Origin of the sequence: Tenacibaculum finnmarkense (assembly GCF_900239185.1) — a bacterium.
Lineage (GTDB): Bacteria > Bacteroidota > Bacteroidia > Flavobacteriales > Flavobacteriaceae > Polaribacter > Polaribacter finnmarkensis.
Map to the genome: position 1 here is coordinate 41109 of NZ_OENA01000098.1, position 22418 is coordinate 63526.

Here is a 22418-nt window from a genome sequence, read left to right on the forward strand (position 1 = left end):
AAGAATTTCCCCCGATAAATTTTCATAATATGATAAAAAAAATACTTTTATTAGCTAGTTTATTCTTTACACTAATTTCGTTTTCGCAAAAAATAGATGCTTCATTAGAGCATTTAAGAGAAGGTGAGAGTGTAATGATGGAAAGAACAATACCTTTAGCATTAGGGCAGAGACCTTCAGGTTTTACGCAAAGTGATATTAATAAAAACTCTGCAGATAAGGATTTAACTTTGCGAGGTAATATGACGTTTATAGGGAATAGTAATCTGAATAGAAACCTTAAAAAAACTAGAGAATATTGGCAAAATATTGATAGGGATAATGTTGTTGTAAGGCGTAGTGCTCAGGGTATTCAATTATATAATTTAGATGATGAGCCAAATACTTCTTATGACCCCTTAGATTTATTGATATATAATTTAAGAACAGGCGGAGCTTATTCATTAACAGGTAATGGTCAGTTTTACATGGATTATGTAGATGTTGATTCAGATGCTTCTACTTTTTCATCAAGTACAGCTACTTTAAACTTACCTAATTGTTCACGTGTAGCCTATGCTGGTTTGTATTGGGCAGGGGTATATCCTAGTGAATTTTGGGAAAATGCTGTACCAAGGTCAAATGATTATGATAAAATAAAATTCAAATACCCTTCGTCAATGGCGTATAAAAATATAACAGCTGATGAAATTATTTACAATGTAAACGAACCTTATATCTGTTTTAAAGATATAACGACTGACGTACAGGCAGAAGCAAACCCTAATGGAGTGTATACAGCAGCGAATATTAGAGCAATTAGAGGTTTTGCTAATGGTTTAGGAGGTGCGTCTGGTTGGGTAATGATAGTAGTATATGAAAATGATAATGAGTCAAGTAAGAAATTTTCAGTTTTTGATGGATTTGCTGCTGTTAGTAATGGGAATTCTCAGGAAGTAAAATTTACTGGTTTTAAAACTATACCAAAAGGACCTGTTAATGTAGAATTAATAATGGCTACTTTAGAGGGGGATAGTAATATTACAGGAGATGATTATCAAATTAAAGATGCAGCAGGCAATTATGTAAATGTATTTAACACTATTAGTCCTCAGGATAATTTCTTTAATGGGTCTATTAGTGTTTTTGATACTTATTTAGCAGGCAGAAACCCAGCGAGTACAAATACCCTTGGTTTTGATGTAGACCATATTAAAATCAAAAACACAGGGAATAGTATTATAGGGAATAATGAGATAGAAGCAGAAGTGAAATTTACTTCGGTAGGAGATGTTTATTGGCCGTTTTTAAACGCCATGTCTGTTGAGGTTGTAGAGCCTAAAATAAAATTAGTAAAAACAATTACAGATGCTTCAGGGGGGGATATTTCGGGAACACCTGTAGGTTTAGGTAGCTCTTTGTTTTATGACTTAACCTTTAGTAGTGTAGGTACCGATAATGCTAAAAACACGGTAATAATAGATGAATTACCTAAAAATGTAAATTTATCACTAGGAGATATTTTACCTGCGAGTATACAACTCGTGGCTACAGCACCTGCGTACCCAAACACAAACACAGATATTGTATATACTTATGAACCACCTGTTTCAGCAAATGGATTTAGAGGGAAGTTACGTTTTTATATACCTGATAGTTTCGTTAAAATAAAAGGAGCTGAGCATTCAATAAAATTAAAAATTGAAGTTGTTAGTGATTGTAGTAAATTACGAGATGTTTGTTCTGATAAAATAGAGAACCAAGCTTACGCTAATTATAGTAGGGATTTATCTGCATTAAATGTAGGGGATTTAGGCTATACTCCAGGGTATAACAGAATAGAAAATACACCAAGTTTTTCAGGAATTGACGCTTGTAATTTAGGGCAAGCAGGGAGTTCTAATTTTTTAATTGATACCAGTGGATGTACCTTTGAAAGAACAGAAATTCTTTGTGGTAAAAACATTCTTCTTGCTGCCGGAACAGGTTTCACATCATATTCATGGGTAAATGAAAATGCACCATTAACAGTGTTAGGTACAAGTCAAACATATAACGCAACACAAACAGGAACTTACCTTGTAACAAAAGTTGCGCCAACAGGTTGTGTTACTTCTACCGAAAAAATAATAGTTATTCCTTATAGTACAGCGCCAAACCCTTTAATTCCTTTTGCGGATCAAATTTCAACAAGCTGTGCAAGTAATAATGAAAAACTTGCTGAAATAATTTTATGTGGTGGATCAAGAACGATAAATTTACCATTTACAGGAGCAACAGGAACTACGGTAAAATGGTTTAAATTAGATGAAACCTGTGCTTTTAAAGCAGCAAAAAAATGTGCGAATTTAGATACTAGCTGTACTTGGAATGAAATAGGAACTACTTTTTCTAAAGAATTTTCAACAAAAGGACAGTATAAAGTAGAAGTTTTCTATGACGGTAAATGTCCTTCGACCTATTATTTTAATGTATTTACTTCATCATTAAGCCAAACAATTGTAAAAAAACATATTATTTGTGGTACTGATGGGAGTATTACTGTAAATGATGTGTCAGTAGATTACGAATATCAATTAACAAAACCTGATGGAACTACTATTCCTGCTAATGGTTTTCAGAACGGAAAAGCTTTTACAGGTTTAAAAGATTCAGGAGATTATGATGTAAAAATAAGATTACAAGGATCACCAGCAGGAGCATGTCATTATACTATTCCTAATATAAATATTCAAAAACAAGCACTAGGTTTAACTGTTGCCCCTGAATTTAATGCTAGCTGTGATGGAAAAGCAATAATAACAGCACAAGTAAACGGTACTTTACCAGGTAATTATATTTATACATTATTAAATAGTGTTGGTGGAGTTATTGAAACAAAGGCAGCAACTTCTGATAAAAGTGTGACTTTTGAGGTAACAACAGCAGGATTGTATAGTGTAAAAGTAGCAACTGCTACGACTACTTGTACAGAGACAGTAATAACCAGAGTTATTAAACCAACTCCGCTTATATTAACCGCAGTAGCAACTAAAAATATTACCTGTACTGCAGGTTCATCTGATGGGATAATAACTTTAGTAGGAGCTAATGGCGTACCAAATACTACAGGCGACAAATATTCATACGCATTATTATCAATAGATGGAATAGCTGTTAGCCCAAAAACCTATTTTACAGATACAACATATAATGTGGTAAATGGTACAGAAGGTGATTATATTTTTGAGGTTACCGATAGTAAAAACTGTACAGCAACGGCTACCGCTAAAATTAGTGTAGAAGCACCTTTACAATTTACACATAAAGAAACCCAAGTAAATTGTAATAAGAAAGGAACTATAACAGTTGATGTTACTAATAATACGGGTTATAAATTAGAATATAGTATTGATAATGCTACTTGGAAAACTACAGGTTTTTTCGATGGTTTGAATGCTACAACAGCAGCAACATTATATACCGTTTATATTAGAGCAACCAAAGGAACATATCAATGTAATTACCAAATACAAAATATTGCTATTACAGAAACTGGAGGTTTATCGGCAGGAAGTGCAGTTGCTACAGGTTTAGAATGTCGTTGGGAAAATACGCAATCTAGTCCAATAGGAACAATTACGTTTACCCAGCCAACAGGAGGAACAGCACCTTTTACGTATTTTTATAAACTTGCTTCCGATACTAATTTTACAACAGTAACCTCTGGAATTACAGCTTCAGTTCCTGTTGCAGGAACATACAATACAAAGGTAGAAGATAAAAATGGTTGTTCTTTAGCTTTAGATACCGTTACTATTGATGCTTTACCAACAGAACCTGTTTTAAGTAGTGAAGTATTACTTTGTGGAACTACAGGAACGATTATTATAACAGCAGCACCAAATGATCCTTCTTATACCTATAGTATTGATGGTACAAATTTTCAAGCTAGTAATGTTTTTGAAAATGTAGCTCAAAGATGGCATAGGATTACGGTAAAATATGGTAAGTCATGTACAAGAACACTTGATGTATTGGTTTATGGGCGACCACTGACAGGAAGTGTTACAGCTACTACCGATAGTGATTGTTCTGGTTCGGATAATGGAAGTATTACAGTTAATGCACGTAATTTTCAAGGAGGAAGCTATGAATATTCTACGGATGGTGGAATTACTTGGGAAGAAACAGGAGATAATCCGTATAGAATTGTAGGGCTAGCAAAAGGAGATTACGATTTAAAAATTAGAGAAACAATAGGAACAGCACCTAATCTGGTTAGCTGTGAAGTTGATTTAGGTAAACATACCATAGGCGAGCCTACTAAATTAGAATTAATAAATACAGGTATTACAACGCCTGCAACTTGTGTAACAGGGGCAACAATTACTGTAGAAGCATCAGGAGGAACACCACCTTATAAATTTAGTATTGACGGCGGTACTTCTTGGCAAAATGCAAATTCAAGTAATCAATATATATATACTGGTGTAGCAGTACGCGCTAAAAAATACCAGGTAATGTTATTGGATAGTAAAAAATGTGATGAATGTGGTTGTACCGATAATCCTTTTGAAAACGGAAGTTTTGAAGATCTTAATTTTAGAAAATTTTATCCTGAACATATAAAAGAAGATGATTTTCCAGGATGGGAAACTACCGCATCCGATAATAAAATAGAAATTTGGAGCGAAAAGAAGTATGAAAATATTCCTTCTTATGATGGTGATAATTTTGTTGAATTAAATGGAAATGTAGAAGGGTCATTATATCAAGAGTTCTGTACAAAACCAGGTGATAAAATTTCTTGGTCTGTAGCCCATAGAGGTAGAAGTGGTGTTGACGTTGCTACCGTTAAAATAGGGGGAAGCCTTGCATCTGCCAATATTGAAGCAACAATGTCTGATGGTAAAACTTGGAAAGAATATTCTTCATCAACACCATATATTGTACCAGCAGGTCAAACAACAACAGTAATTTCTTTTGATGCTGTAAGTACTGCGGGAGGTGATAAAACGATAGGTAACTTTATTGATGCTGTAAAAATAGAAATTAACAGAAAAACCTGTGTTCTTAAAGATATTAAAGTAACAGCTGCAGCGGCTGCAACACATACGGCAACAGTTACAAATAGCTGTACTGATCCTAAAATTGAAATTACAGCAACAGGAACAGCGCCATATCAATTTACTATTGATAATGGAGCTACTTGGCAAACATCAAATAATGCAATGTTTGTATTTAATACTACCAACGGATTAGCATTGCCAACTACTACGGCTGTAAATTATCAGGTAAAAACAATAAATGGCGGCGGTTGTGAATCGCCAGTAAGTACGCTTACTGTTTATCCGAAGTTAGAAATAAAAACAGCTAAAACACCTAAAACTTGTACTAAAGATGCAACAATTACAATTACAGCATCAGGTGGAGATACTAATTATGTATATGAAATTAGCCCAAGCGCAGGAACAACAATTACAGGAAATAAAATAACGGTTACAAATACGGGTATTCCTTACACCGTTAAAGTTAAAGACAATAACGGAACAGGCGATTTTTGTACAGTAGAAGAAATTGTGCCAATTACCGAAATTAAAAGCCCAATAATAACAAATATAACTGCAACAGCATTAGATTGTACAGTAAATACAAAAGCAAGTATTTCTTTTGAAGTATCCGAAGGAAAAGCACCGTTTAGTTATACCGTAAATGGTGGAACATCAAAAACAATACTATCAAACGGAAATGCGGCTACTATTCCTAATTTAGATGCAGGAACTTATAAAATTATTGTTACTGATACAAATAATTGTGTATCGGCAGAAATAAGTGAAAAAATTGAGGCGTTAGCTTCTTTAACAGGTGGTTCGGCAGTAGCGACTAATTTAAAATGTAGTACTTCAGGAACTGTTTTTGGAACAATTACATTTACAAACCCTACAACAGGAACACCAGATTTATCAGGAAATTATACGTTTTATTATAAACTTACAGCTGATACAGCATACAATGTAGCTACAGGAAATTCAAAAACAGGATTGCCTGCAGGAACTTATAATACAAAAGTTGTTGATTCAAAAGGTTGTTCTTTAAGTTTCCCTGATTTAACTATTGATGATTTACCAACGGTATTAACAACAACAAAACCAGTTACCTATAATTGTGATGGAAAAGGAAATGTAAAGGTTACAGTAACAACAACGCCAATACCTACAGCAACAGCGCCAATAACCTATACTTTAGGAGCAGATACTAATGAAACAGGAGAGTTTACTAATTTACAAGTAGGAAATCACACGGTTTCTGTAAATTATGGAAGCGATTGTATATTGCCTGTTATTGTTGAGGTTAAAGATAATCAGAATTTTACGGCAGTGGCTAGTTCTGTTGAAAACCCAAAATGTAAAGACGGAACAGATGGAAAAATTAAAGTTGTCGCTTCTTTTGGCTCGGTGGCTGTAAATTCTTTTGAATATTCTACAGATGGAACAACTTGGATTCCTGTAGCTTCAAATGAAGTTATAATTGATACATTTGGTGCAGGAAATCATATAATAGAAGTTCGTCAAAATTTAGGAGGTTGTGAAGTTGATTCAAATGCAATAAAATTAACAGCGCCAGCATCAGAAGTAATTGTAGATTTATCAACAAAAACATTAACTAAAGAAATTACGTGTAATCCAAATACAGGAGCAACTATAACACCATCAGCAAGTGGTGGAAATGGAGCACCTTATGCTTTTGAATTATTTGATAGTTTAAATAATCCTGTAGCATTCACAGGTTTATCTGCAGGAACTTATTCTGTTGTAGCAACAGATAAATTAGGATGTAAATCAGATTCTTTTGAAATAGAAATTAAAGCACCAAAAACAGTAACTTTTACAGCAACAGCATCTGTTTGTCATACAGGAAATGATGCAGAAATTGAAGTTACAGGTATTACAGGAAACGATGCTAATTTTACTTTTAGTGTACATGATGGAACATCAATAATAAGAACAGGAAGTATAACAGGAGCTGCACATACAATTTCTGGTTTATCCGCAGGAACCTATAAAGTAACTGTAACTGATGGTTTTGGTTGTTCAGAAACAGAAGATGTTATAATTAATGAGAACTTAACAATTTCAGCAACAACAACACAGCAAACTTGTAATCCTGGAGATTTAACAATTACAGCATCAGGAGGAAAAGATACAAATTATGTTTATGCGGTTGTAACTAGTGGAGCAGGAGTTCCAGCAGATACAAGTTTTAGTGTAACAGCACCTACAGAAATTACCGCAGGAACGTGGGATATTTATGTAAGAGATAATGGAGGAACAGGAACTTTAGGAACGGATTATTGTCAAGCAATATTTACGACCAATAAAGTAACTAAAATTCCAGAGTTAAAAGTAGACACTGTAACGGCTATACAACCAAAATGTAGCACGGACAAAGGAACAATAAATGTAACAGTTTCAGGAGGAAAAGCAGCTTATACAGTAACTTTAACAGGTTTATTGGGAACAACATCAGTGCAACCACAAACAGGAAATTCATTAAACTATGAATTTAAAGATTTAGTTGCAGATACTTATACAATTAAAGTTACGGATGTAAATACTTGTGCATCCGCAGAAAAAACACAAGAAATTAAAGTTCCATCAGCATTAAAAGATGGTGAAGCTGTACCTACCGATTTAGCTTGTGGCGTATCAGGAGGAAGCATTACGTTTACAAATCCTACGGGAGGAACACCAGGTTACATATATTCGTATAAACTTATAGGTGCTGCAACTTATATGCCGTTAGCTGTAGGAGAAACAGTTATATCAAATTTATCGGCAGGAACTTACGATACAAAGGTTTCTGATGCTGAAGGTTGTACAATTCCTTTAACTCAGGTTACAATAAAAGCATTACCAGCTGTACCAACTTTTGACCCTACAACAATTACCTATAATTGTGATGGAACAGCAACTATTAAAGTAACACCTACAGTTGCAGCAGCAATGGCATATAGTTATATGCTAGATAAAGATAAAACAACGACTAATAATACAGGAGAATTTACAGCTGTAGCAACAGGTTCTCACACGGTTTCTGTAAGTTATGGAAGTAATTGTTCTACGGATATTATTGTTGAGGTTAAAGCAAATCAAGAATTTACGGCAAGTATAACAGGACAAACAAATCCTGTATGTAAAGATGATAAGAACGGTAAAATTGAAGTAACGGCTTCTTTTCCATCAGTAACACCAACATCTTTTGAATATTCTACGGATGGAACAACTTGGATTACTGTAAATTCAAATAAAGTTACAATTGATGGATTTAATGCAGGAACTCCTGATATTACTCACACGATAAATGTTCGTCCAACAGGAAAAACATCGCCATCAGCTTGTGATGTTACTTTAACTAAAATATTAACAAACCCAACGGAAGTAAAAGTTACAAAAGCACCGCATACAAAAATTACGTGTACTTCACCAACAAGTACGATAACACCAACAGCAAGTGGCGGAAATGGAGCAGTTTATACTTTTGAATTATTAAATAGTGCAAAAGCTTCATATTCTCCAGTAAAAACAACGACAACTACATTTACAAATGTAGCTGCAGGAACGCATTATGTTGTAGCAAAAGATAAAGAAAATTGTCCATCAGCACCTTTTGAAGTAACTATTGCTGCTAAAAAAGATGTTGAATTTACTGCAACAGCATCAGCTTGTCATACAGGAAGTGATGCGTCAATTACACTAGATGTTACCAAAGGAAACGGAACTTATAGTTTTGCTTTAACAGGAACAGCAACAAAAACAGGAAATATAACAGGAACATCACATACAATTCCTAATTTATCCGCAGGAATTTATACCGTAACTGTAACAGATGGTTTTGGTTGTAAATTGGAAGTAAAAGATATTACAATTAATGCAAAAATTACAGCAACACTAAGCACAACACAAGAAACCTGTAAGGATGGAACTTTAACAATAGCAAGTGTCGCAGGTGCAAGCGGAGCAAATTATGTGTATGCGGTTGTAACTGAAAATACAGCACCTACTACTTTCACTCCAATAACAAATCCATTATTAACAACAGTTAGTTTATCCAAAGGAAAATACGATGTTTATATTAGAGATAATAACGGAACAGGAACTTTAGGTACTGATTATTGTGAATATAAAGAAACAAAAGAAATAACTAAAATCCCTGATTTAACAGCAACAGAAAAAACGATAATACAACCAAATTGTTTTGGAGAAACTGGTAGTCTTGTTTTTGAAATATCAGGTGGAAAACCAACTTATACTTATACTATAAATGGAGCAATTCCAGCAGCAGCAACGGTTACTGTAGTAGGAAATACACATACAATTGCAGGTTTAGTAGCAGATGATTATGATATTATTGTAAAAGATGCAAATACTTGTACTGTTACAATTCCAACTCAAACAATTAAAGCTCCAGATAAATTAGAAAACGGTTCAGCAATACCGATACATTTTACTTGTAAAACACTAAAAGGAGGAATTGATTTTGTAAATCCTAACGGAGGAACAGGCGTTTATACTTTTTCTTATAAATTAGACACAGCACCTGTTACAGATTTTCAACCAGTTGTAGGAAATCAGCACTTAGGTTTAGATGCAGGAACTTATAATATTAAAGTAAAAGATGTAAATAATTGTGAGATATCTTTAAACGATGTTACAATTAATCCATTACCAACAGCACCAACATTAACAGAATCGGTAGCTTATAATTGTGATGGAAAAGGAAGGATTACAGTATTGCCTTTTGATGCTAGTTATACATATAGCCTAGATGGAGCAACGCCACAAACAGGAGCTAATCCAAATGTTTTTGCTGATTTAGATGCAGGTTCTTATACGGTATCTGTAGGTTATGGAAGTGATTGTTTTACAGATATTGATGTAATTGTAGCAAATGATAAAAAATTTGGTGCAAGTGTAATCAAGACGGTAAACCCGACATGTTTTGGAGCATCTGATGGTAGTATTACTATTGAAGCTGTAAACGCAACATTGCAGTATGAATATTCTATTAATGGAGGAACTTGGAAAAGTGCAGCTACAAATATTGTTACTGAATCTGGTTTAGCAGACGGAACGTATGATGTTAAAGTAAGACAAAATAATACAGCACTACTTTGTGAAGTTATTGTATCAACAGAAAAATTAGATAATCCTGATAAAGTAGGAGTTACCGCAACAGTAATTAAAGAAATTACGTGTAATCCAAATATTGGAGCAACTATACAAGTTACACCAAAAAACGGAATCGCTCCTTATACTTTTGAATTGCTGGACAGTTCTGGAAATCCATTACCAATTCCAATAACAACGACAACTAATTTTACAAATATATCCAAAGGAAAATATAAAATTGTTGCTACGGATAAAAACGGAGCAGGTTGTAAGTCAGATGCTGTTACGATAGAAGTTAAAGCTAAAATTGATGTAAGTTTTGATGTAAAAGCATTGTGTTACGATGGAAGCAACGGAACAATAAATGTTACTAATATCCTAGGAAATGGTAAATTTAAATATACTCAAAATGGTGGTACGACTTTAAATGCAATACCTGCAGGAGCTACTTCATTTACAATAACAGGTTTATCACCAGGAGTTCATAAAATAAAAATAATCGATGAAAGAGGTTGTTCTTTAGAAAAAACAATAACTATTTATCCTGAATTATCGGCTACTGCAACACCAACAAATTTAAGTTGTACACCAGCAGGAGCTCCGACAGGACAAATATTAGTAGTGCCAAGTGGTGGTACTGGTTTTGTTACTCCTACAGATTATCAATTTTCAGTAGTAACAGCAAATACCACAGCACCCGCAGCAGGAACATATTCAGCAACAAATCCAATTACAGGTTTAGCCGCAGGAACTTATGACGTTTATGTAAAAGATGCTCAAAATTGTGAATATATAGTAGAAGACATACTTATAAAAACAATAACGCCTATTGAAATTACCTTAACACCGAATAACCCTACATGTACTACCAATGGAAATGTAAGTGGTATAATTACGGCAAATACTGGGCAAATTGAACATACAATTACTTTAAAAGATAATGCAGGAGTTTTAATAGAAACCATAGCAAACCATAGTTTATCTACCTTTAATTTTAATGATATTCCTGCGGGAACAGGTTATGAAGTTGAAATAACCGATAGCCTTGGTTGTACAGATACTAAAACTTTTGATTTAGTAACTCCACCAGTTTTAGCGGCAACATTAGCATCAATATTACCTGATTGTGATGTGCCTTTTGTAGGAAATGAAACGCTATTTGGTTTTAAATTTGAAAATATTACAGCTGTAGCATCTCCTTATGCAATTGAGTATAGTAAAGATAATGGGATTACTTGGGAAACATCTCCAGTATTTACGAGTATTAATCAAGGAATTGTAGTGTACCCAATAATACGATTATTAGAAAATGGCGTTGTAAAATGTACAGAAAAATTTAATTCGTATGAAATACCTTTTGATGTAAATGGTTTAATTGTAGATCCTATTGCTAGCCCTGGGAATTGTGCTTTAGGTTTTTCTGTAACAGTACAGGCAATTAATGGTGTAGGTCCTTTTGAGTTTGCTATAGATGATATTACCTCGCCAACAGCATGGCAAAGTGCAGATATTTTAATTAATACTGATAAGAACGGAGTTGTAATTGATGCGGATAGAACTTTAACATATAACGGTTTAACCCCAGGTTTAAGTTATGTGTTTTATGTAAGAGACTCTAGAGGATGTATTGAAAAAAATAGTGAAGATTTATACGTAGATTTTAATCCGACCGTGCCTATTACAGGACTTGTAAATAACCAAACCTGTGCAACGAATGATAATGGAAGTATTACTTTTTCAATAGTTAATAACTTTGGTGATTTATCTAATGATTTTACTTGGACATTATTTAAAAGAGATGAAACAACTAATTTAGGAGTAAAAGTTTCTTCATATATAGACAAACCACAAACAGGATTTACTGATATTATAGTAAATGGTTTAGGAAAAGGAAAGTATTACCTTGAAATAGAAAATAATATAAAAACCTGTACATTTGGTAGTCAGGATGTTAAAATAGAACCAATTGCACCTATTAACGGAACTTTTAAGAAAATTAACGATATTACTTGTTCTGTTGATGGAGAGGTTTTAATTGAAAATGTTGTCGGTGGGCTTCCTGCAACAACAGGAGCAGCTTATACTTACAAGGTAATTAATTTAGTGAATGCTACAACTGCTACCGTAACAGGTAGTAGTATAACAGTAGCTCATACTGATGTTACAGATCCAGCATTACCAGTTACCTTTGATATAGAAATTGTAGATGCAAACCCTGCACCAAATTCTTGTACAAAAACTATAGGAAATCTAAGCTTAACAGTAAGCCAAAGCCCAACAATTAGCCCTGTAACGGTAAATAGTTGTGGAGCTGTAAATACTATTGATATTAATACAACAAGCGGATTAGCTCCTTATCAATATTCTATTGATGGTGGCGTAACTTTTACCGCACCAATAAGCACAGCAAACCATACAATGAATGTTTCTGATGGTTTAAATCAAATATTAACAGTAAAAGACGCAAACGGTTGTACTGCTACTGAGACATTTAATGTTCATCCTGATATTACTTTTGATATTGATAACATAACAGTACCAAGTTGTGATACTAGCAATAATTCAGCGAATAATGCAACAGCAACTATAACCGTAAATACAGGTTCAGGAGCAGGAAATTATCAATATATTTTAGATTCAGGAACAGCTGTAGTTTTTGCAGGAACTAGCGTTATTTTACCTGCAAACTTAAATACAGGGAATCATACGATTGAAATTTTTGATACAGCTAATAATTGTTCTCTAAAGAAAACATTTACAGTATCAAATACAATAACACCAAGTTTTACGGCTATAATTACAAAAAATAATATTTGTGATGCTGCAACAAATGGAGAAATAACAATAACTCCAACAATTAACGGTGCTGAACCTTTAACTTTTACGGTATTAAATACAACAACAAACGTAACATTACCGACAAAAACAGTATCAACAGCAGACCCAGTTATTTTTGATAATCTTTCAGCAGGAGAATATAAAATAACAGCAAAAGGAGCGAATGGTTGTACAACACCACCAAATACTATAAAAATTGAAGAATTTGACCCAATAATAGTACCTGCGCCAACAGTAACAGAGTTTGCGTGTACAACAGGAAACACAAGAAACAGTGCAATTGTAAAAGTTGATAAAACAGCCATAACAAAAGGAAGTGGAACTTATATAAAAGCAGAATTTGTATTTACGCCAAACGGTGGAGGAGCAGTAGTAACACCACCCGCTTCATCAAACTTTGAATTTACTACGGATAATGTTTTAGGTGGAACAGTTGATATTACTGTTTATGATGACCAAGGGTGTGAAGGAACAACATCAGCAACAATAGCTGCTTTTGATGCTTTACCAACAACAGCTACACCAACGGCAAGCCAATTAATTAGTTGTGGAACTAATGAAGAAATCACAGTAACTTTTGATGCTCCTTTAGCAACTACAGCGACTATTACAGTAACGCAAACTACAGGAAGTGGTTATGCAGCGGTAACACAAACTGGAACAGGAGTAAGCACAGCGACATTTAAAGGTTTACCAGTAGGAAAATATAAAATAACCTTAGCAAACGTAACTACAGGTTGTGAATTAACTACTTATCATACGGTAACGGCAATTCCTGCTTATACTATTCTTCTTTCAGATAAAATAGATACATCTTGTTTTGGTACAGATTCAGGAAGTATTAAAATTGATGTTGATGGTTATGTAGGGAATTATGATTATGAAATTGTAACCAAAGCAGGAGCTTCATTATCTCCTGCAAAAACAGGAACAGGAACAGGGACAATACCAGTAAGAACACCAAAAGAAATTACAGGTTTAAAAGCTGGAGATTATACTGTTAATATAACAACAGGAACTATAAACTGTACAGTTACTCCAATAGATTTTAAAATTGAAGATGCTCCAGCAGTTTTAAGTGTAGAAGCAGAAGAAACATCAGCAGTACAATGTATAGATGATGCAAATGCAACAATTACTGTAACCGAAACAAAAGGCGGTTGGGGTCGTTATGAATATCAATTAGAAGATGCTTCGGGAATAGTTTTAGGTTATGATTTCACAACAAATACAACGAATAAAATATTTACAGGTTTATCTCATGGAACTTATAAAGTTAGCGTAAGAGATGCTTTAGGTTGTATTGTTCCTTCTAATGATATAATAATTACAAACCCAACGCAAGTAGAATTTACAGTAACTAAAGATGATACGGTTTGTGATGCGAATATCGCAGGAAGTATTACTGTTGATTTAAAAGATGCAGTATCAGGATTAGCAGGCGGAAAACCTCCTTATACTTATACTTTAACAAATACAACTTCAGGAGTTGTAAAAACAAAAACTATAACCGATACAGAATACACATTTACAGGTTTATCAAAAGCAAATTATACGGTAAGCGTAAAAGATGGGAATCAATGTATAGGAACAGGAACTGCGGATATAGAAATCTTTGATGATATTGTATTTAATGAGCCAACACTTGTTACAGGATTAAAATGTCAAACAGGAACAGGAGTTTCTCCAAATACGAATACAAACGCAGTTTATAATATAAATGTAAGTGGCGGAAGTGGAAACTTTACGTATTTAGTTACTGAAAAAGATGATACAAGTAAGGTTATTATAGTTACACCAGCAACATTAACAACTCCACCAACTTTTAAAACAAGTGTAGCAGAAGAATATACCATAACAATTACAGATATAGGAGGAAATTGTCCAATAACAAGAGATTTTACAGTTGCTGAATCTGTAAAACCATATTTTGAAGCAGAAGCAACAACAACGGATATTTGTTTTGAAAGTTCTGATGGTGTAATTTCGATAACTTCAGAATTACAAAATGGAATTAATGATTTAGATTATACGATAAATGCAACTCCAGTAATAAACTTTGATAAAGCAACAAAAACTTTCAAAGGTTTAAAAGCAGGAAAATATATTGTTACAGGAACAGGAACTAACGATTGTACATTTGTTCATGCTGAAATAGAAATTAAACAAACACCTAAAGTTACAATTGCTACAGATGCAATAAAAGATATTGAATATAGCTGTAGCCCTGAAATTCCAATGGCAACGATAAAAGTTGATAAAAATGAATTGTCAGGAGGAAGTGGGAATTATAATGTAGCATTTGTATATGATAATGGAACGCCAGCGGATACTACAGATGATGTAACACAAGCCGTTCCAAATGTTTTTAAATTTACAACAACAAACACTTCAGGAGGAAAAGTTAAAATTATCGTTTCTGATGACCAAGGTTGTTCATCTACGGAAGAAGAAGTAACAATTCCAGCTTTTGCACCGATTGGAGATTTAAAAGTAACTCAGAAAACTCCAATAACTTGTTCAGTAAATGAAAGTATTAAAGTAATTTTTACAGGAACGATAAATAAGATTACTGTAACACAAACAGGTGTATTAACAGGCGGATATGTTCAAAATCCTGCAAGCCCAGTATTAACATCACCAATAGAATTTACAGATTTACCAACAGGAAATTATACCATATCAGTAACCGATGCAGTAACAGGTTGTGAAGCAACAAGATTCCATACGGTAAGTAAAATACCAGTTTATGATGTTGTTCTTTCTGATAAAAAAGATATAGCTTGTTTCAATGGTAAAGGAAGTATCGAAATTGATGTTAAAGATTATACAGGAAATTATAATTATGAAGTTGTAGATTCTGTAACAGGAATTGGATTAACATCTGCAATAACAGGAACAAATATTTCCGCAGGAACATCAGAAGAAATTACAGGTTTAGAAGCAGGGAAATATAAAATTAAAATAACTTTAATAAATTCTAATGATAAAAATTGTAGCGTTAATTTATCTTCAGAATTTGAAATTATAAAACCTGCAATTATTTTAGGTGTAACAGCAGATGTTACAACAAAAATTAGTTGTACTGATGATGCAAATGCAACAATTACGGCAACAGCAACAGGCGGTTGGAATAGTTCTTATGAATATCAATTAGAAGATACTTCGGGAACTGCTATTACAGTAAAAGATAAGACAGGAACAGATGTTATTTATAATTTTGCAAATAACAAAGGCAACAACATCTTTGAAAACTTACCTGAGGGAACTTATAAAGTTCGAGTAAAAGATGCTTTAGGTTGTGATGTTGAATCTGCTGAGGTAATTGTAGAAAATCCAACGAAAGTAGAGTTTACAGTATCTAAAGATGATACAATTTGTGATAATAAAATCGGTGGAGAAATTACGGTAACAGGTTCTGGCGGAACAGGAACTTATACCTATACCTTAACAGATGATTCAAATCCTGTAAAAGTAACAAAGGAAACAGGAGCTACAGGAGCTTACACATTTACAAATTTACCAGCAGCAAATTATACGGTAACAGTAAAAGATACAAACCAGTGTAATGGAACTGTAAAAATATCAGGAAATGATACACTAGAAATTTTTGAAAATATTGATTTCCCAACACCAACCTCTACAGATTTATTAACATGTGTTAGTACAGATGAGGTAACGTTTAATATCGTTGCAAGCGGAGGAAGTGGAACTTTTACCTATGGAATTGTTAAAAATGAAGCATCTGGAGATATTGAAGAGCTAGCAACAACAACTTTTACGAGTCCAACAATATTTAAAACAAGTAAAGCAGGAACATATACTGTAACTATTACAGATACAGGAGCAATAGGTAATTGTTTAAATCCAATAACAAGAACGTTTACTGTTAATGAACCTGCACAGCCAGATTTTAATCCAAAAGCAACAACAAATAATATTTGTTTTGATAGTTCTGACGGTGTAATTGCGGTTAATGAAGTTTTTGTAGCAGAAGTGAACCCTGTAACTTATACAATAAGTTTAAATGGTGGAACTTTCGAAAATGGAACTTTTGATGCAGTAACAAAAACTTTCTCAGCTTTAAAATTAGGAACTTATATAATAAAAGGAACAGGAGATAACGGATGTTCAGTAACATCTAAAGATGTAACAATTGAGCAATTAGATAAAGTTATTCTTAATTTATTAGCAGTAGATATACAAAACGCAATAACTTATAATTGTGATGTAGCAAACCCAACGGCAACGATAACTGTTGATAAAACAGATATTAAAGGCGGAACAGGAAATTATAATGTAGAGTTTGTATATGATAATGGAACGCCAACGGATAATACAGATGATGTAACACAAATCGATTCATCAACCTTTACATTTACAACAACAAATGTTTTAGGAGGAATAGTTGAAATTAAAGTTACAGATGACCAAGGCTGTGATTCAGATATAAAAACAGTTACTATCCCTGCTTTTGCAGCGATACTACCAAGCGATATTCAAATATCACATACACCAACTTGTGAAGTTGGTAAGCAAAGTATTACTGTTAAATTAGATAATTTAGATCCTACAATAATAACTCCTATTAAAGTTGAAATTGAAAAACCTGATGGAACTATAATTTCAAAAGAAATTCCAAGAGCATTAGCTAATATTACAGGAACAGTTTTTAACAATTTACCTGTAGGTATTTATACTATTTCAATCGAAGACCCAGTAACAGGATGTGTTACAACAGCGCAATCGTATAGTGTTGAAGCGCCTGTTTATAATGTTCTTTCTTCTAGTATTGAAAACACAACTTGTACAGGTTCGGAAACAGGAAGCGTGGTTATAGATGTTCAAAAAGGAAATTCACAAGAATTTTATACAGGAGAGTATGAATATGAAGTTTTAGATTCAGTAGGAAATTCATTAACACCTAGTCCAATAAAAGAAAATGTACAAGCAGCAACAGGAACAACAAACCCGCTTAAAATTTCAGGTTTAAAAGCAGGAAGCTATTATGTTAAAATTACAGAAATTGATAATGCTACAGCGTGTAGTTTTACATCCGAAGTATTTACAATTGAAGATGCTCCAATAAAATTAGAAGTAACAGCAGATATTTCATCAGAAATAACTTGTACTAACGATAACAATGCAACAATTACTGCAACAGCAACAGGCGGTTGGGGAAGTAATTATGAATATCAATTGGAAGATAATTTAGGAAATACTATTACAGTAAAAGATGCTTTAGGAGCTGATGTTATTTATGATTTTGCAAATAATAAAGGCAATAACATCTTTAAAAACTTACCTGAGGGAACTTATAAAGTTCAGGTAAAAGATGTTTTAGGATGTGACAACGTATATTCTAAAGAGCAAATTATAGTAAACCCAAAACCAGTTACTTTTAAAACGGAAATGATTGCCAATATTTGTTCAGATACAAAACCAGCAATTAAAGTAACCGCACAAGGAGGTTCAGGGGAATATATTTATACATTAAAAGATAGTGCAGGAATCGAAGAAAGTATTACAACAACTTCTTTAACACATACTTTCGATAATTTATCTGTAGATAATAACGAAGATTATACGGTAAGCGTAAACGATGTAAAAGGTTGTATCGGAACTCCTGAAACAGTAAATGCAGATGTTGTAACAGTTTATCCTGATATTGCTTTAGGCTTAACTCCAGGTAAATTAACTTGTATTCCAGGAAGTGAAAATGCAGAGTATATCATAAATGTAACAGGCGGAAGTGGTGATTTCAGTTATTCAGTTGTTGATAAAAATGATGCGACTAACATAGTAGCAGTTATAAAAACAACAAATCCACCAACTTTTAGCATCGCAGATGCAGGAACGTATATTCTTAAAATCACAGACAATAAAGCAGAAATTACCTGTAATTCAATTGAATCAGAAGATATTGTAGTTGATGATAAATTAGTACCAGCTTTTGAACCACAAATACTTGTAAATAATATTTGTAACGGAAGTTCTACGGGTGAAGTTTTAGTAAAAGAAACACCAAATGGAATTAATCCTTTAGAATATTCTATAAATACAAACCCGATAATAACTTTACCAATTGGAGAGTTTAAATTCACAGGATTATCGGCAGGAACTTATACTATTACAGGAAAAGGAACAAACGACTGTACAGCAACTAAAGATGTAACGATTGTTGAAAAAACAAAAATTACTCTTGATATTGTTGAAATTCAAAATTCGGTAGTAGAATTTTCTTGTACAACAGGAAACCAAACAAATATGGCAACGGTAACTGTTACAGATGCAATTAATGGCGGAACAGTTCCTGGAGGCGTTCAAAATATTAACAGAATCGTATTTGTGTACGATAACGGAACACCTTTAGATGCTACGGATGATATTGAACAAGATGAAAATGACTTGATCTTTAATATTGTTAATAATAATAATGATATTAAAGCAGGAACTGTTACAATTACGGTTTACGATGCACAAAATTGTTCATCAGCAACAACAACAGTTGCTATTGATGCTTTTCAAAAAATAGCAGAAGCAGAAATTAAAATAACTCAGAAATTAGATTGTACCAATAAAGAAATAATTACTGTAAAAGCAAATCATGATATCGCAAACCCTAATATCGCAAACTTAATTTATACGATAAAAGGAACGAACACAACTTATGATGAGCAAGAAACAATTGTTTCTGCAACAGGTAGTGCAACATTTACAGGTTTAGATACGGATGTTTATACCATAACAATTACAAACCCAGCAATAGGTTGTGTATTTAGAACAAGTCATACTGTAAAAGATGAACCAACATTTAATATCAAAATTGGTGGTAATAAAAGAACTTGTTTTGATGCAACAGGAATTGCAACAGCAACAGTAACTTTAGATATTGAAACTATTATTGCAGCTGCTGATTACACAGGTGCTTATACTTATGAAGTTGTAGATGCAATAACAGAAAGTTCATTAACAGCACCAATAACAGGAAACGGAACAGGCGGAGTTCAAAATATGATTTCAGGCTTAACTGCAGGAACTTATAAAGTAAAAATAACGATGACCGATGCTCCTGGATGTGAGCCTTTATCTAAAGATTTTACGATAGAATCGCAACCTGAATTAACTTTAGATGATAGTATTGTAACGTTTATCAGTTGTAACTCTGGTGAAGGAGCTATTATTTTAAAAGCCGATGGCGGTTGGGGTAATTATGAATATCAATTAGAAAAAACCAAAAATAATATAACAACAATAGAACAACCTTTTAGTAAAAATAATAAATTTGAGAAATTAGAAGAAGGAAGCTATACGGCAACGGTAAGAGACATTAATAACTGTGAAGCAACGTTTGATTTTGTATTAGTGAAAGGAGTAAAATTAATTGTGGATACTCCTAAAGTAACTCAAAATGTTTGTGAAGGTGAAAAAAATGCGAGTATTGAAGTAAACGTAACTGGTGGCGGGCAAACGCAAGATACTTCAATAAGAACTTACAGTTATATTTTAAAATATCCGAACGGAATTGTGCTAGAGCAAACCTCAAATATTTTTACAGGTTTACAAGCAGGAAATTATCAAGTAAGAGTGATTGATAATAAATACGGTTGTACCACAGGAGCTTTAGAAAATGTTAAGGTTGAAATTAAAGACCCTAATAAAGTAATAATATCATCTGTAAATATTACAGAAGATATTACTTGTGAGAATAATTCAACAGCAAGCGTTGAGGTTACAGCAGGTGGCGGAAAAGCACCATACGAATTTAGTACCGATGGAATTAATTATACAGCATCAGCAAGTACTACTTATACTTTTACAGGGCTTAACCCAGGATTAAATACATTTTATGTAAAAGATACTGAGCAGTGTGTAACAACAACAACCGCTACAATTGCTGAATATGTAGATTTAGAAGCAACTTTAAATGTAGATTTAGGTTTTATTACCTGTAAAGATGATAGCAACGGAGTGTTATCGGCAACAGTAACAGGTGGTTTTGGAAATTATGAATATCAATTATTAGCAGGAAATGGTGTAGCAATTACAGGAGTTTGGCAAATATCAAATACTTTTTCAGGCTTAACACCAGCAACCTATAAAATTAAGGTAAGAAGTACCAATAGGTTTGGTGAAGTTTGTGAAATGGAAACCATAAAAGATCACGAAATAAAAGAACCTGAAGCGTTAATTCCTGATGTAAAAGTTACACAACATGTAACCTGTAATGGCGGAAACACAGGTGTTATTACAGCATCGGCAACAGGTGGAACTAAACACTATGAATATAATATTGTTTCAGATCCCGGAAGTCTTGAATATCCTGCAAATAAATTTGTTCAAGATGGCGAGTTTACAAACTTAAAAGCAGGTACATATTATGTAACAGTAAAAGATGTTAGAGGTTGTACACAAGCAGCTATAGAAGTAACTGTTAAACAACCAAATAATATAGATATAACCGCAGTAGCGATAACTCAACAAGTTTGTATTTATGATGCAACACCAACAATAACAGTTAATGTTACAGGAGGAACACAGCCTTATTACATCAGTATAAATAATGATGAATTGCTAGTTCCGTATTCTTTAAATCAAATTACATTAGGTAAAGATGAAGGAATTGAAGCAGGAAAAAAGTATTCAATTAGCGTTCGAGGAAAAGATAAAGGTTGTTCAGTAGCAACATTAGATATACAAGAAACAACAGCAGCTATTAGTTTAGATGTAGAAGCATTTTCTAATTATACTTGTGATTCCGGGAATTTTATCAAAGCCTTTGTTGCTGATAAATATAAAGATGATGTAATTTTTACTTTAGATAACGGTATAAATACTCCTTTAACTAATACAACAGGTGAATTTATAGATGTAGCACCAGGCGATGCTTATAAAGTAACGGCAACGCATAATGCTTCTAGTTGTACAGAAACTTCTACGGATGAATTTGATATTCAAGACATTCAGGCATTAGCAATGACTATTGACGATTCTGAGAAAAATAAATTAATCGCCAATGTTAATTTCGGTTTACCGCCATATAATTTCACTCTTGACGGCGTAGATTATGGGCAAGACAATGAGTTTACCATTTTACAAACCAAAGAATATGAAATTAAAGTAACCGATGCTAGAGGTTGTGAGGTAATATTACTTGTAACAGGAAGATATGTAAGTATAAGTGTATTGAACTTATTTACACCAGATGGTGATGGAATTAACGATTTCTGGTATCCTTTAGAAGTAGAAAATTATCATAATATAAAAGTGTATATCTATGACCGATACGCTCGTAAAATTCAAAACTACCAAGGATTAACTCAAGGATGGGACGGAACTTACCAAGGGAAACCATTACCAGCAGGAGATTATTGGTACACCATTTATTACAATGAATTATCAGGAGAAGAGAAAAAATTAATGGGTCACTTTACTTTATACAGATAAAAA

The 22418-nt window shown here is 33.3% G+C and carries 1 protein-coding gene; it reads left to right on the forward strand.

Features of this window, described 5'->3' with window-relative positions; translation table 11 throughout:
• Positions 1-29: 29 nt before the first annotated feature.
• Positions 30-22415, forward strand: coding sequence for a T9SS type B sorting domain-containing protein (locus AQ1689_RS12425; RefSeq protein ID WP_101956290.1), 22386 nt, complete (start codon positions 30-32; stop codon positions 22413-22415).
• Positions 22416-22418: the final 3 nt, after the last annotated feature.

What these genes read in the sequence shown, in the direction of transcription:
- AQ1689_RS12425 (WP_101956290.1), top strand. Translation starts at nt 30, where the DNA reads ATGATAAAAAAAATACTTTTATTAGCTAGTTTATTCTTTACACTAATT.